Annotated in this window: 11 protein-coding genes; 5 read left to right on the forward strand and 6 right to left on the reverse strand. The window is 61.0% G+C overall.

From position 1 onward, the window contains the following. Positions 1-65: 65 nt before the first annotated feature. Positions 66-677, forward strand: a complete 612-nt coding sequence (locus CCX46_RS15050) for a dTMP kinase (protein ID WP_127927627.1) — start codon at positions 66-68, stop codon at positions 675-677. Positions 678-762: 85 nt separating this feature from the next. Continuing rightward, entirely contained in the window at positions 763-1,878 is a 1,116-nt protein-coding gene (locus tag CCX46_RS15055; RefSeq protein ID WP_127927629.1) for an aromatic ring-hydroxylating dioxygenase subunit alpha, read from the forward strand. Positions 1,879-1,920: 42 nt separating this feature from the next. Here CCX46_RS15055 and CCX46_RS15060 read toward each other — a convergent pair whose 3' ends face one another. Next, entirely contained in the window at positions 1,921-3,264 is a 1,344-nt protein-coding gene (locus tag CCX46_RS15060; RefSeq protein WP_342212525.1) for an MFS transporter, read from the reverse strand. A gap of 248 nt (positions 3,265-3,512) precedes the next feature. On the opposite strand from CCX46_RS15060, the gene CCX46_RS15065 reads away from it, so the two are divergent. From CCX46_RS15065 to CCX46_RS15075, 3 genes are all read left to right on the forward strand, one after another. After that, positions 3,513-4,445: a hypothetical protein gene (locus CCX46_RS15065; protein WP_127927633.1), complete on the forward strand. Its 933-nt coding sequence runs from the start codon at positions 3,513-3,515 to the stop codon at positions 4,443-4,445. Positions 4,446-4,608: 163 nt separating this feature from the next. After that, positions 4,609-4,857, forward strand: coding sequence for a hypothetical protein (locus CCX46_RS15070; protein ID WP_177413861.1), 249 nt, complete (start codon positions 4,609-4,611; stop codon positions 4,855-4,857). A 62-nt stretch (positions 4,858-4,919) separates the two neighbouring features. After that, positions 4,920-5,849 (forward strand): ZIP family metal transporter, encoded by a 930-nt coding sequence (locus tag CCX46_RS15075; protein ID WP_127927635.1) that lies wholly within the window; start codon positions 4,920-4,922, stop codon positions 5,847-5,849. 29 nt (positions 5,850-5,878) lie between these two features. Here the strand turns inward: CCX46_RS15075 and CCX46_RS15080 are convergent, their stop codons facing one another. From CCX46_RS15080 to CCX46_RS15100, 5 genes are all read right to left on the reverse strand, one after another. Continuing rightward, positions 5,879-6,838, reverse strand: coding sequence for an EamA family transporter (locus CCX46_RS15080; RefSeq protein WP_127927637.1), 960 nt, complete (start codon positions 6,836-6,838; stop codon positions 5,879-5,881). A 227-nt stretch (positions 6,839-7,065) separates the two neighbouring features. Continuing rightward, a complete protein-coding gene (locus CCX46_RS15085; protein ID WP_095112156.1) occupies positions 7,066-8,178 on the reverse strand; it encodes an alkene reductase in 1,113 nt (370 codons plus the stop codon). Between the two features lie 170 nt (positions 8,179-8,348). Next, positions 8,349-10,583 carry a xanthine dehydrogenase family protein molybdopterin-binding subunit gene (locus CCX46_RS15090; protein ID WP_127927639.1) on the reverse strand — a complete coding sequence of 745 codons (2,235 nt, stop codon included), beginning with the start codon at positions 10,581-10,583 and terminating at the stop codon, positions 8,349-8,351. After that, positions 10,580-11,053, reverse strand: coding sequence for a (2Fe-2S)-binding protein (locus tag CCX46_RS15095; RefSeq protein ID WP_127927641.1), 474 nt, complete (start codon positions 11,051-11,053; stop codon positions 10,580-10,582). Before CCX46_RS15095 ends, CCX46_RS15090 begins: the two co-directional genes overlap by 4 nt. Continuing rightward, positions 11,050-12,288: a c-type cytochrome gene (locus CCX46_RS15100; protein ID WP_446730728.1), complete on the reverse strand. Its 1,239-nt coding sequence runs from the start codon at positions 12,286-12,288 to the stop codon at positions 11,050-11,052. Before CCX46_RS15100 ends, CCX46_RS15095 begins: the two co-directional genes overlap by 4 nt. Positions 12,289-12,514 lie beyond the last annotated feature (226 nt).

Consider the following 12,514-nt stretch of genomic DNA (forward strand, 5'->3'; position numbering starts at 1 on the left):
ACAGCTCATTGATTTGCGCAAATGAGGTTAGAGTGCTCGGCAATGTCTCAATCGTTGCGTGAACCATGAAGCTGCCGCTGTTTATTTCTCTGGACGGGCCCAAGGGCACCGGCAAAACCACATTGCTGGAGGCCGTTACCGCAGCGCTGCGGGCAGACAAGCACAAAGTCATCCGCCTGTGCGAGAGAAAGAGCGATCCGTACCGCGGCGAAACCATGGCCCTGGTCAACCAGCTCGCCAGACATCCCTCGCGGGAGTTGGAGTGGGCAGTGTGTCAGCGCCTCGCGGATAGCCGTCGCTGGATTTCTGAGCGGGTGCTGCCCAAACAGCCGCTGGACAGCATCATCCTGATCGACCGCTGGTATCCGTCGGACGCCGCATTTCGCCATAGCGTGCCGTTTGCCGAGATTCTGCAGTTGAACATCAAGCGAGGCGTGCGCGTGCCGGATCTGCATGTCGGCGTTGTCACTGCGCCGGATATTTCATGGGCGAGGGCGACGGCCCGATCACGAGGGCTCGGCGGCACGGTGATCCAGAAACACGCCGAGCACGTCGTGTGTAGCGAGATGTTCGAGCAGGCGGTTGCCGATCACGGCTGGGTGTTGTGCCGTAACGAAGGAACCATCGAAGCCGCAACGACTCAGGTCGTTGCAGAGATCTATAAAGTGCTTGGCTGATTGTCGAATCAGCGCCGCCTGATCTAGTTTGAATGTCAGGTTTCTCTGACCTGAACTCACCGTACTGACGGATCACACGCCCCCCATGCTCACAAACCTCTGGTATGTCGTTGTCCCATCGTCACTGCTGACTGATGGACTGATGCCGGTTCAATTGCTCGGACAGCCTTTCGTAGCGTTCCGCGATGATGCGGGCGTCGCGCACGTGCTTTCGGATATCTGCGTGCATCGCGGCGGCTCGCTGTCCGCCGGCAGCAAAGTGGGCAACAACGTGCAGTGTCCCTATCACGGCTGGCGGTTTGGCGCTGATGGCGTCTGCACGCAGATACCGGCGCAGCCCGACCTGCGCATTCCCGCCAAGGCCCGCGTCGATGCGTACCCGACGCTGGAGCGATACGGTTGGATCTGGGCATTTTTAGGTGATCTGCCTGAGTCCGAACGTCCACCCTTGCCCACGCTCGACTGGGTCGACGATCCCGCCATCCGCGTGGTCTCGGGTCACTTTGACTGGCAGGCCAGTTGGGACCGGATTATTGAAAACGGTCTGGATTTCGCGCACGCACCGTTTGTCCATGGCTCAACCTTCGGCGATCCGGATCATCCCGAGATTGAATCATTCGAGGTCGAAAGCGATGCGTGGAGCGGCAGCGCCCAAATGCTTATGCGCAGGCCGGCACGCAAAGGGCTGCTGCGGCGTAAATCTTCCACCGAGTTTGTCAGCGTCGCCACTGTTCCGGGGTTTCACCTCTCGGGTCCGTGCACCACGCTTGAGCTTGAGTTGCCGAATGGCTGGCGAATCTACATCGTCTCCGCGCATGTTCCGATTGACGCCAATCGCACGCGCACCTGGTGGATGATGGGTAGAACGTTCCTGCGCTCGCGACTGCTGGATCGCAGATTCATTGCGAGCAATATCCGCATCTTCGAACAAGATCACGCTGTGTTGAAAAACGTCCGGCCGGAGCGTGTGCCGGATTCTTTCCAGCAGGAGGTTTCGTTGAAATCCGATGCGCTGCAGATTGCCTTTCGCCGAGACGTGCAGGCACTGGAGTTGCGCGGTTGGCGGATCGATGAAGACCGCCTCGCTCGAACCTTCACCGGACGCAAGGCTTGCGCGATACCCAGCCCTGAACGTCGTCAGATTCGCGCTTGGGCGATCGAGCCGATTCCGCTCGTGGATATCACACACGAATCTGAATAGCGGTGCGAGCCAGCCTGCGCTTGGCACAGACTGGCGAAAGCCTTAGCGCGTCTCACATTGCGGCGAAGGCTCGCCGCTCAATGCATCCACCATCGGCGGATGCTCCTGCACCGCTTGACGCAGATCTTCAGTCACCCGCAGCTCCGCACCTGTCGGCGAGAACGTGGCTGCCGCTGCAAACGGCGCGGGATTGGCCGGAACCGGGCGTTTGCCACGGCGCCACAGGAAGAAGGTGACCATGCACAGATTGACCAGCGCAAACACCCAGAACAGACCATTGGCACCGAACGAATTCATCACCGGCGAAATCATCATCGGGCTGATCGCCGAGCCCAGCGAGTTGATCAGCAGCAAGCCCTGAATCATCGGCACCAAGGCTTCGGCCGGGGCACGGTCGGCGGCATGGCTGACGGCAACCGGGTACAGCGCGAATACGCCGCCACCGAGCAGAAACAACGTCACCGCGAGCATCGTCGAGGACAACGGTACCAGGACGATCACCAGCGACAATACCGTGCACGCCACCGTCAGAATGGTCAGCACCTGCAAGCGATCCTTGCGATCAGACCAGCGTCCGACCGGGTATTGCAAAAGCATCGCACCAAGAATCGTCCAGGCCATCATGCTGCCGACCTCACCGACATTCAGGCCGCTGCGTTGCAGATACAGCGGCAGCAAGGTGTAAATCGCCGCGATGGTCACACCCGAGCCGAAACAGCCGACCAGCCCGGTCGGCGTCACGCCCAATAGTTGCCGAGGCTTGAGCGGTTCAACCTGATCCAGCAGCGGCGACACGCGTGGCAGGATCACGATCGGCAACACCGACAACGAGGCGAGCATGCCGGCGACCATGAACGGAGCGCTGTCGCTCAAACCAGTGATTTTGCCCAGCGTTGCCTGGCCCAGCACACCGGCGCCGTACAAGACGATCATGTACAACGCGAGCAAGCGCCCGCGAATCTTCGCGTCGCCCGCCAGCAGCAGCCAGCTTTCGATCACCAGAAACACGCCGACCGTGGCCCAGCCGTTGATCAGGCGCAGGGCGAACCAGCCCCAGGTGTCATAGAACAATCCCTGCAGCAGAATGGTCACGGCGATCAGCGAGGCAAAGCTGCCGTAGGCGCGGATATGGCCGATGCGCAGAATCAAGCGGTCATTGAACACCGCACCCAGGGTCAGACCGATAAAGTAGGCCGATGAAACGACACCGATCATCGTGGTCGACGCACCGGCAGCGTCCAGTCGAAGGGTGGTCAGGGAAGACAGAAAGCCGTTGCCCAGCGCAACAATGAACAGCCCGAGCAGGGGCGCCAGCGCCATGGCCAGCAAACGCGGAGACATAAAAACCTCTGGAGATCGAACAGCGCAACGTGCGCCTCTGCGCATGCGATTGCCAAGCCTGTGTGTGTTTGATGCAGGCAGACACCGAGGGGGCTGCAAGAGAGCGCGGGATTCTAAGGCTTGTGCAGGATTTGCCAAGAGCTGTTTACTGCGACGTTAGGACGCAGGGGTTGTGATTTATGCTTGTCCTGAGCGTACGGAGAAAAAACAGCTTTTTGCCATCACCTAAGTGCTAAATTGCCTCGCGTACGGCAAGTGTTGCGAAATCACGCAAGTTTCAGGAGATCAACCGCATGGAAGCCACCCCGATAGGCCGAACAGCCGCAACACGTTACCTCGCAGCATTTGGTCTATCGCTGCTGTTCAACCCTTCAACCCCGGCCTTCGCCTTCAACCCCGACCTGCATTCGGCCTATGCACTGAGAGCAGCGCAGGCGTATCAACGCTGCCCGGGGGTGAAGTTGCCCGAGCAGTTGGCCGAGGCTTTGGCGGCAGGCACTGACGCTGAGGATTCAAACCTGCTGACGCTCCCTCAGCGCGCTACCAATTGGCACTTCTATAACCGCAACAAAAAACTTGAGCCATTCTGGTTCGCCAATCGCAGCCTGGACGTGATTTTTTCCAAACGTATTGAAAAGCTGAACGCGCTGCTGGCGGAACCTGATGCCGATCCTGTTGCGGTATACGAGCAAGCGGGAAGAGTCTTGCATTACATACAGGACATGAGCGTCCCCGGCCATGTAGTCCCGGCTTACCACGCCAAGTTGCCGGGCAATGATCCCGATCCGTTTGATGAGTTCGAAAGCATTGAAGCGCTGCCAGTGTTCGGTTTGTCTGAAGCGCAGTGTCAGGCGCTTCGTGATGAGGCGGGTAAAGCCGATGCCACTCCTCAGCACTTTTTGAATGCCGCCGCGACAGCCACCTTGCAGGCGATAGAGCAGATAGACGCAGCCGGCAAACCTGTCGTCGACGGTGCATGGAAAGCGTATTGGGTGTATCCCGCCCGAGATACTGATGAGGCTCGCAAAGGCTGGGGCCAATACGCTAGCTGCGAATTTACAAAGGGCGATGTCAAGGCTGAGTGCAAGCGTGAAGAGGAGCTTGTGGCGTTGTTTGAGCAGCAATCTCGACAGGCTCAGACAAATTCGGTGTTGATGCTTTTTTATGTACAAAAGAAGCTGGCCGAAGCGGGCCAAAAAGACGCTAGTGCAATGGCTAATCAATAGCCCCATGAGAATGCCGGCGTAGCGCATCTGCCGGCATCGCGCTGGAAGGCCCGCAACAAGCCTTCCTTTTTTCTGTTGCTTTCAGGTAATCCGCTTTTCGTCAGACATTTTGAACCTAACCCGAAATCAGTCGCTCAACCGGGAAATATTCGGGGTGGGCGAAATGAACGCGTTCAAGAACCAACTGACATTCGCACAAGAAACCAAACTACTCGCTTTGGCTGCCTGGCAACGCGCACTGGAAAACCTTGAATTGCGCATGGACTGCCCAGACGCCTATCACGACGAACTGCTGCGCCAGTCGGATGAAATGGATCGCTTGGGCATACTCAGTTGGGACGAGTGGCGCGACCTGCGAAGGCAAGCAGACGTCGCCTACCTGCGCGCAGTCGCTGGAGACGATTACCATTGAGGTCATGTGCGGTCGTTATCCGCATCCGCTGAAAAGATCGAATCAACAAAACAGGAGTTCCCATGCCCGAGCCGTTGACCTCATCAGCCGCACCAGCACGCTCCTGGTTCGCTCGTTTCTCAAGGTCTGGATGGGGCGGGCGCGTCTTCTGGTCAATTCTGATCGGGGTGACAATCTTCCTGCTGATCAGCGGGTATGGCGCCTTCGTCGGGGCCAACAAACAGAATCTGTACTTCGCCTTTATCGGTGGCATGACCGGCTCCGCTGCGACGGCAATGGGCGCTGTCGTAGCGATCGCGTTACGAGACATCGCCGCCCGAACCCAAGACATCATGCTCGGCTTTGCCGCCGGGATGATGCTGGCCGCCAGTTCGTTTTCGCTGATTCTGCCGGGCATAGAAGCGGCTCAGGCGCTTTGCGGTAACCCGTTACTCGCGGCCTGCGTCGTCGTTGCAGGATTGGGATTGGGCGTTGCGCTGATGGTCGGCCTTGATCGTTTCGTGCCTCACGAACACGAGAAAAGCGGACGCCGTGGGCCGGACGCGCAGCGCATCAATCGTGTCTGGCTGTTCGTCCTGGCAATCACATTGCATAACCTGCCGGAAGGCATGGCCATTGGCGTGAGCTTCGCCAACGGCGATATGAAGGTGGGACTGCCGTTGACTACCGCCATCGCCATTCAAGACATTCCTGAAGGTCTGGCAGTCGCCCTGGCATTACGCGTGACAGGCATCTCAGCACTTCGCGCCGCGCTTATTGCGGTGGGCTCAGGGTTGATGGAACCGATTGGCGCCATTGTTGGACTGGGTATTTCCAGCAGCTTTGCGTTGGGATATCCCATTGCGCTCGGTTTGGCCGCCGGGGCGATGATTTTTGTTGTCTCCCATGAGGTCATTCCCGAGACTCATCGCAACGGGCATGAGACCCCGGCGACCTTGGGGCTGATGCTCGGTTTTGGGGTGATGATGTTCCTCGATACGGCTTTGGGTTAATCACGAACCTAACCACTGGAGAGAAACCCTCACGCACTGGCTTTAACCTCAGCCTTGACCACTGATTTACGATAAGTCAGCAACACGATGCCCGTGACCACGATCACCCCGCCGAGAATCTGTCCGTTGCTGAGCATTTGGTCCAGCACAATCCAGCCCATCAGCAGCGTTGCCAATGGCTCGATGTTCATGACCGGCGCATTGCGCGGCATGTCGAGGCGAGGCACGGAAATGAACAGGACGATAAAACCTGTGCCGTACAGCACCACCAGGGTGGCGAGCGCCAGCCATCCGGTCGAGGTGGCGGGCAGGTTCAATCCGCCTGGGAGGACGCCCGTCAGCCCTGCGAGGTTGACGCTGCTGAACACGATGAAGATGGTCAACAGACTGCGCACCGAGCCACGTACCTGAGACAGTTTGTGGTCGGTGATCCACAGCGCGCAGGCGAACACGCTGGCGGCGCAGAACGCGAGCGCGACGCCCGTCAGCCATTGCGCACTGACGTCTGTCGCAGTCGAGAGCCGCCCGGGGACGTCCAGCACAAACACCAGGCCCAGCAGAATCAAACCCATCAACGTCGCGGTGCGTGCGCTCGGTCGCGGGCCACCCAACGCCCATGTGAGCAATGCCAGCAGAATGGGGAACACGTTCGCCACCAGCAGGGCCAGCGCCACCGGCACCCGTGCGACAGCGGAATACAGACACAGACTCTGCGCAGTGATCAGCAACCCCAGCAATAGCTGCCAGCGCCAGGCACCCGCCGGCAAGCGCAGGCTTTGTCTTTGCCACAGCACCAGGATGGCGAGCACCAGCAAGGTCCCGCCGGAACGCATCAAAATCGCCAGCAGCACACCCGCACCATCATCAAAGGCGACTCGCGCCGCCACATGATTGCCGGCAAACGCACAGCCCATGCACAACAGAATGATCACGGCCAGGTAACGGGGGTAGGGCGGCGGTACGGTTTGCGTAGCGGTAGGGCGAGGCATGGCAGATCTCAGGATTGTTAGCCGTTCGAACGACTTGGTTTTTATTAGTTGTCGTACAACCAGCCCGTTTTATCGCATTCGGCGACGTCGGGCAATAGACCTGAAAGCGCACATCTACGCATATGTTTGACGTTACGGTGGATTTCCCACGCCTTTGATTAGGCACAGAGATCGTATGACCTAGTAAAAAAGGGGCGAGTCCGCCCCTCCCATAGGTCTGCATTTGTTCAGGCATGAAATGGATAATCGATGTACCCACGCTGATCCCCACCGAAAAAGCTGCTCGGATCCGGCGCGTTGAGCGCCAGACCATCGTGCAGCCGACGCGGCAGATCCGGGTTGGCCAGGAACGGCCGGCCAAAAGCGATGATGTCGGCACGATCGGCAATCAGTGCCTGTTCGGCAGATTGCGCGTCATAGCCGCCAGCCAGAATCAGCACGCCGTTCCACGTTTTGCGCAACTGGGCAATGATCGCGTCCCAGCGCGGGTCGAAGTTCTCATCTTTGACTGTGCCGACCATCGCTGGCTCGACCAGATGCAGGTAGGCCAGATTCCATTGGTTGAGCGCTTCGACGAGGTGGCCGAAGGTGGCCTCGGGGGTGTCATCGCCCATGCCCATGAAGCGGCCCATCGGTGTCAGGCGTACGCCGACCCGCTCGGCGCCGACTTCTTCAGCCACGGCCGCGACCACTTCCAGCAGAAACCGCGCACGATTCTCCACGCTGCCGCCATAGGCATCGTCACGCTGATTGCTGTTGCTGTTAAGAAACTGATCGAGCAAGTAACCGTTGCCGGCATGAATTTCTACACCGTCCATGCCCGCCTGCAATGCGTTGCGCGCGGCCACGCGGTAGTCCTCGACGATGCCGGCGATTTCCGCGGTTTCCAGCGCGCGCGGCACCGGTACATCTCCCCAGACTCCGTTACCGTTTTCGTCGACGATAAACGTCTTGCCAGGCACCGGCAGCGCGCTGGGCGCAACGGGCAGGCCGGCATCGGGTTGAAAGCTCGGATGGGAAACCCGGCCGACGTGCCACAGTTGCATGAAGATCAACCCGCCGGCCTCATGCACCGCGGCGCTGACGTCACGCCACGCCTCAACTTGCTCAGGGCTGTAGATGCCCGGCGTCCAGGCGTAACCCTGAGCCTGCCGGGAGATTTGCGTGGCCTCAGTGATGATCAGAGCTGCACTGGCCCGTTGGCGGTAGTACTCGGCGTTCATCGGTGTTGGCACATCGCCCGGTTGGCCGGCGCGTGAGCGCGTTAACGGCGCCATCGCCACGCGATGGGCAAGGGTGTAAGGACCGAGTGCGAGGGGTTGGAACAGACGACGGGTCATGGGTAGCTCCAGATTTCAATAATGGGAATTCAAGCGCGGCAGCGGCGCCGCGAACCAGTGCCGCTAACTTAACCGCGCTCAGCGGGGCTGATAATCGGTGACCGGCGCTACGCTGTTTTGCGCACAACGCAACGGCGCCCGTGCTCATCAGCGATGAACACGGGTGTGGCTCAGGCGGGTTGGTTTGAGCGCGTCAGCGGCAGGTTCAGCCAGCGACGGCCGGTGGCGTTGGCCACGGCGTTACCAAGGGCGGCGGCCATTGGCGCCTGAACGATTTCAGCGGCACCGAGGAACGGTTCTCCCGGTTGGTCGAGCAAATGCACATCGACTTTTTTCGGCAGTTGCGTGAAGCGCAGAATCGGATAACCGCTCCAGTCGTAGCTGCGAATGCCCCCCGCGTCGTAGACGACTTTTTCATACAGGGTCCAGCTCGCCGACTGCACAATGCCGCCCTCGACCTGATTGCGCAGGCCGTCGGGGCTGACGATCTGGCCGACGTCAACCGCCGTCACCACGTGATCGATGCGAATCTCGCCGGTCTGCGGATGCACGCGAAGTTTCACCGCGATGGCGCAGTAACCCATGATGTTTTTGTAGCGGGCAAAGGCGAAACCGATACCGGCGCCGGGCTCGCTGCTTTTTTGCGGCCAGCCGATCTCATCACGCACACGCTCAATGACCGCGCGAGCACGCGGATCGCTGAGGTGGGCCAGACGCAGCGCCACCGCGTCGATACCGGCCCTGATCGCCAACTCGTCGATGCTCGCCTCGATAGCGAAGATGTTGATGTGCGCACCCAGCGAACGCATGGCCGAGGTGCGAAAGGGCATCTGGGTGACGAAGGTCATGTTGATGCGCGTCGAGTTGAGGTCGTACAGCGGCACCGCATTGCGATCACCATCGCCTTCGGGCTGGGCGATCGGCACGGAGGGCGCCGAGGCGAAGGGCCGCGCGAGCAAGCGTGCCGGCAGCAGACGCCCGGCGTTGACGATGCGTTCGTTGTGCGGCGTGGTCCAGAGTTCGTAGGCCCAATCCTGCAAACGACCTTGGCTGAGGCCGGCGTCAACTTCGCTGACCATCGCCGAGCTGTATGGCTCCCAAAGATTTTCCTGTTCGCGCATCCATTGCACGCGCACCGGCGTACCGGGCACGCGCAGGGCAATCAATGCCGCATCGGCGGCGGCATCATCGGCGCCGTTGTGCCCGTAACACCCTGAGCCTTCGGTATGAATACAGCGCACCCGCTCAGGTGGCACACCGAGCATTTCGGCAATGCCAGCGCGCAGCGGGTAAACGCCTTGTGTGTGGGTCCACACAGTGAGAACGCCGTCCTTGAACCAGGCCACTGCGCAGGACGGGCCGATCGAGCCATGCATCAAATACTGCTTGGTGACCCGCGCCTGAAAACGCGTGTCGGCCGCGCCGCTCGGCGTGCCGCTATTGCTGATCGGATAGCGCCGTGAGGGCAGGCGTTTGAGCAGGCCATGAATCTCGGCCGCCTCGGGAATCGCCTCACCGCCGCTCCATTGCGTCACCTCGCTGGCCTTGCGCATGGCTTTGATCGCTTGCCACTCATCACCGGCGACCACCGCCAGATAGTTGCCGTCGCGGATCACCTTGACCACGCCAGCCAACGCCTCGATGGACGCCGTATCGAATGCTTGCAGCGTGCAGCCCGGACGGGGCGGGCGGATCACCCGCGCATGCAACATGCCCGGCAGGCGCATGTCCTGGACGAATGCTGCGCCGCCGCTGACCTTCGCCGGGATGTCGAGGCGCGGCAACGAATGGCCGATCAGTTTGAAGTCAGCGGCGGCCATCGCCGGTGACTGCGCCTTGGCGTATTGGTGCACATCGACATGTTTGACCGCGTCGGCGTAACTCATCTGCTGAGCGGCCGGACCTTCGATCACTCCGTTGCGGGTGCTGAGCAGCGCTGCATCGACCTGCCAACTGCGCGCGGCGGCATCGACGAGCATTTCCCGTACCTGGGCGGCGGCGTTATACAACGCGGTACCGCTGTCGAAAATGCTGTGGCTGCCGGCGGTGTAACCTTCGTTGGGCGTCAGCGCGGTGTCGGCGGTGAGCAGGTTTATGGCGGTCGCCGGTACCTGCAAACGCTCGGCGGCGATTTGCAGCAGCGCGGTTTTTACCCCGGTGCCCAATTCGACCTTGCCGGTGTAGACGGTAATGCCGTCGGCGCCGATGCGGATCCAGGCGTCGAGAAACGGGTTGGTGCGCAGGCTGCCGGGCAGGTCGGGCGCGAGGACCACGGTGCCGAGCGTATCGACTTCGGTGTCGGCCAGTGCTCGCCGCGCCACCGGCATCAGGGTGAACGCCATCAGCAACGCACCACCGCGCAGGAACGCGCGTCGGCTCGGATTCAGTTCATTCGACTCGCTCATGTCAGGCTCCCGTTGTGCCCGGCCACCTGTTTGATCGCCTCGATGATCCGCAAGTGCGTACCGCAGCGGCACAGGTTGCCGGCCATGTATTCGCGAATGGTCGCCTCATCCGGGTGGCGATTACGCTCAAGCAACGCTTGCGCGCGCATCAGCATGCCGGCAATGCAGTAGCCGCATTGCGCGGCCTGTTTCTCGATGAACGCCGCTTGCAGAGGGCCGGGTTTTTCCGCGCTGCCGAGGCTTTCCACGGTGCGGATTTTTTTGCCTTCGAGGCCGGCGCAAGGTGTTAGGCAGGCGAACACCGGTTGATCATCGACGATCACCGTGCAGGCGCCGCATTGGCCGAGACCGCAGCCGTATTTGGCGCCGTTGAGGTTCAAGTGATTGCGCAGCGCATACAGCAGCGGCATGTCCGGCTCCAGCTCAAGCGGTTGCGCGGCTCCGTTGACGTTGAGGGTGATCTGGCTCATTTCGTCTCCTGACGTAACGCTTCAATAGTGGAAGAGAGGTCGGCCCACGGTTGATCGGGGCTGGCTTGCTGACGCAGATACGCGGCCAGTGCGCCGAGTTGCGCGTTGTCGAGGCTGGCGGCGAACGCAGGCATCAGCGGGCCGGGCGATCCGGCTGTGGCGGGCAAGCCTTCGAGCACGGTTTTGAGGAAGTTGCGCGAACTGGCCGCTTGCAACGCCGAGGTGTTTTGCAACCCCGGGCGACCATCGAGGGTGCGCATTGGTGCCGCCGGGCCATGGCAGCCGGCGCAGGCGCTGCTGAAGAGCAGGGCGCCGGTCGCGTGGTCTGCCGCTTCACTGGCAGGCGTCTTCGGCGTTGTCTCTGTCACCGAAGGCGAGTTTTCCAAGCTCAGCAAATACTCGGCAATCGCCTCGGCTTCACTGGCGGGCAAGCGCGCCAGACTCAAGCTGACCGGACGCATCGGCCCGGCGGGTGTGCCGTGGCCATCAACGATCTCGGCGCGCAGATAGCCGACCAGTTGCTCACGACTCCACGGGTTGCCGCGCTGGCCCATGCCGACCAGCGCGGGCGCTTGCCAGCCATCGACGCTGCCGCCCTGCAGATACTCCGAGGATTTTTCCGCGCCGATCAGGTTCAGCGGCGAATGGCAGCCGGCGCAATGGCCCGGACCGTCGACCAGATAGCGTCCGCGATTCCACGCCTCGCTGCGCCCCGCTAGCGGTGTCAGCGGCTCACCGTGCAGGAACAGCAGGTTCCAGAACGACACCAACGGGCGAATGTTCATCGGGAAATTCATCTGGTTCTGCGCGGCCGGCGCGTGCACGGCAGGGCCGCTCATCAAGTAGGCATAGGCGTCGGCGATATCTGCTGCACTCATGCGCCGGTAGTGCACGTAGGGGAACGCCGGATAAAGGAAGTGACCATCGCGAGCAATGCCCTGACGCATCGCCCGCTCGAAGGCCGGCAGTGACCATTGGCCAATACCGGTCTCTACATCTGGGGTGATGTTGGTGCTGTACAGCGTGCCGAACGGCGTTACCAGCGGTAGCCCGCCGGCCAGATATTCTCCACCGGGGCGGGTATGGCAGACCGCACAGTCGCCGGCCTCGACCACCCGCGCCCCGCGTTGCAACTGCGCAACATCGAACAGCGTCGGGCGCTCGATTGGCGCAATCGCCGGGCGCCACATCAGCCAAACGGCGACGATCAGACCGAGCACGGCGACGACTGCCACGCTGATCCATAGCGTTCTGGACTTCAGAAATGAGCTGTTCATGGGACGGGGAAAAACGCGGCAGGCAATGGCAGAACGGATCGGATACGGGTCATGACAACGCTCCTTGTAACAGCCGGGGAAGGGCACCGCTGGGGACGACGGCGCCAGGGGCCAAAGCGTAGAGAAACCGTCTGCGCGGGAGAATCAGCGGCGCGCGCAACAGCGCGTTGCGCGAGAAGCAACA

It is taken from the genome of Pseudomonas sp. RU47 (assembly GCF_004011755.1).
GTDB lineage: Bacteria > Pseudomonadota > Gammaproteobacteria > Pseudomonadales > Pseudomonadaceae > Aquipseudomonas.

Bases quoted from the DNA above. Each gene is read 5' to 3' on its own strand.
- CCX46_RS15050 (WP_127927627.1), top strand. From the start codon at position 66: ATGAAGCTGCCGCTGTTTATTTCTCTGGACGGGCCCAAGGGCACCGGC.
- CCX46_RS15055 (WP_127927629.1), top strand. From the start codon at position 763: ATGCTCACAAACCTCTGGTATGTCGTTGTCCCATCGTCACTGCTGACT.
- CCX46_RS15060 (WP_342212525.1), bottom strand. From the start codon at position 3,264: ATGCGCAGAGGCGCACGTTGCGCTGTTCGATCTCCAGAGGTTTTTATG.
- CCX46_RS15065 (WP_127927633.1), top strand. From the start codon at position 3,513: ATGGAAGCCACCCCGATAGGCCGAACAGCCGCAACACGTTACCTCGCA.
- CCX46_RS15070 (WP_177413861.1), top strand. From the start codon at position 4,609: ATGAACGCGTTCAAGAACCAACTGACATTCGCACAAGAAACCAAACTA.
- CCX46_RS15075 (WP_127927635.1), top strand. From the start codon at position 4,920: ATGCCCGAGCCGTTGACCTCATCAGCCGCACCAGCACGCTCCTGGTTC.
- CCX46_RS15080 (WP_127927637.1), bottom strand. From the start codon at position 6,838: ATGCCTCGCCCTACCGCTACGCAAACCGTACCGCCGCCCTACCCCCGT.
- CCX46_RS15085 (WP_095112156.1), bottom strand. From the start codon at position 8,178: ATGACCCGTCGTCTGTTCCAACCCCTCGCACTCGGTCCTTACACCCTT.
- CCX46_RS15090 (WP_127927639.1), bottom strand. From the start codon at position 10,583: ATGAGCGAGTCGAATGAACTGAATCCGAGCCGACGCGCGTTCCTGCGC.
- CCX46_RS15095 (WP_127927641.1), bottom strand. From the start codon at position 11,053: ATGAGCCAGATCACCCTCAACGTCAACGGAGCCGCGCAACCGCTTGAG.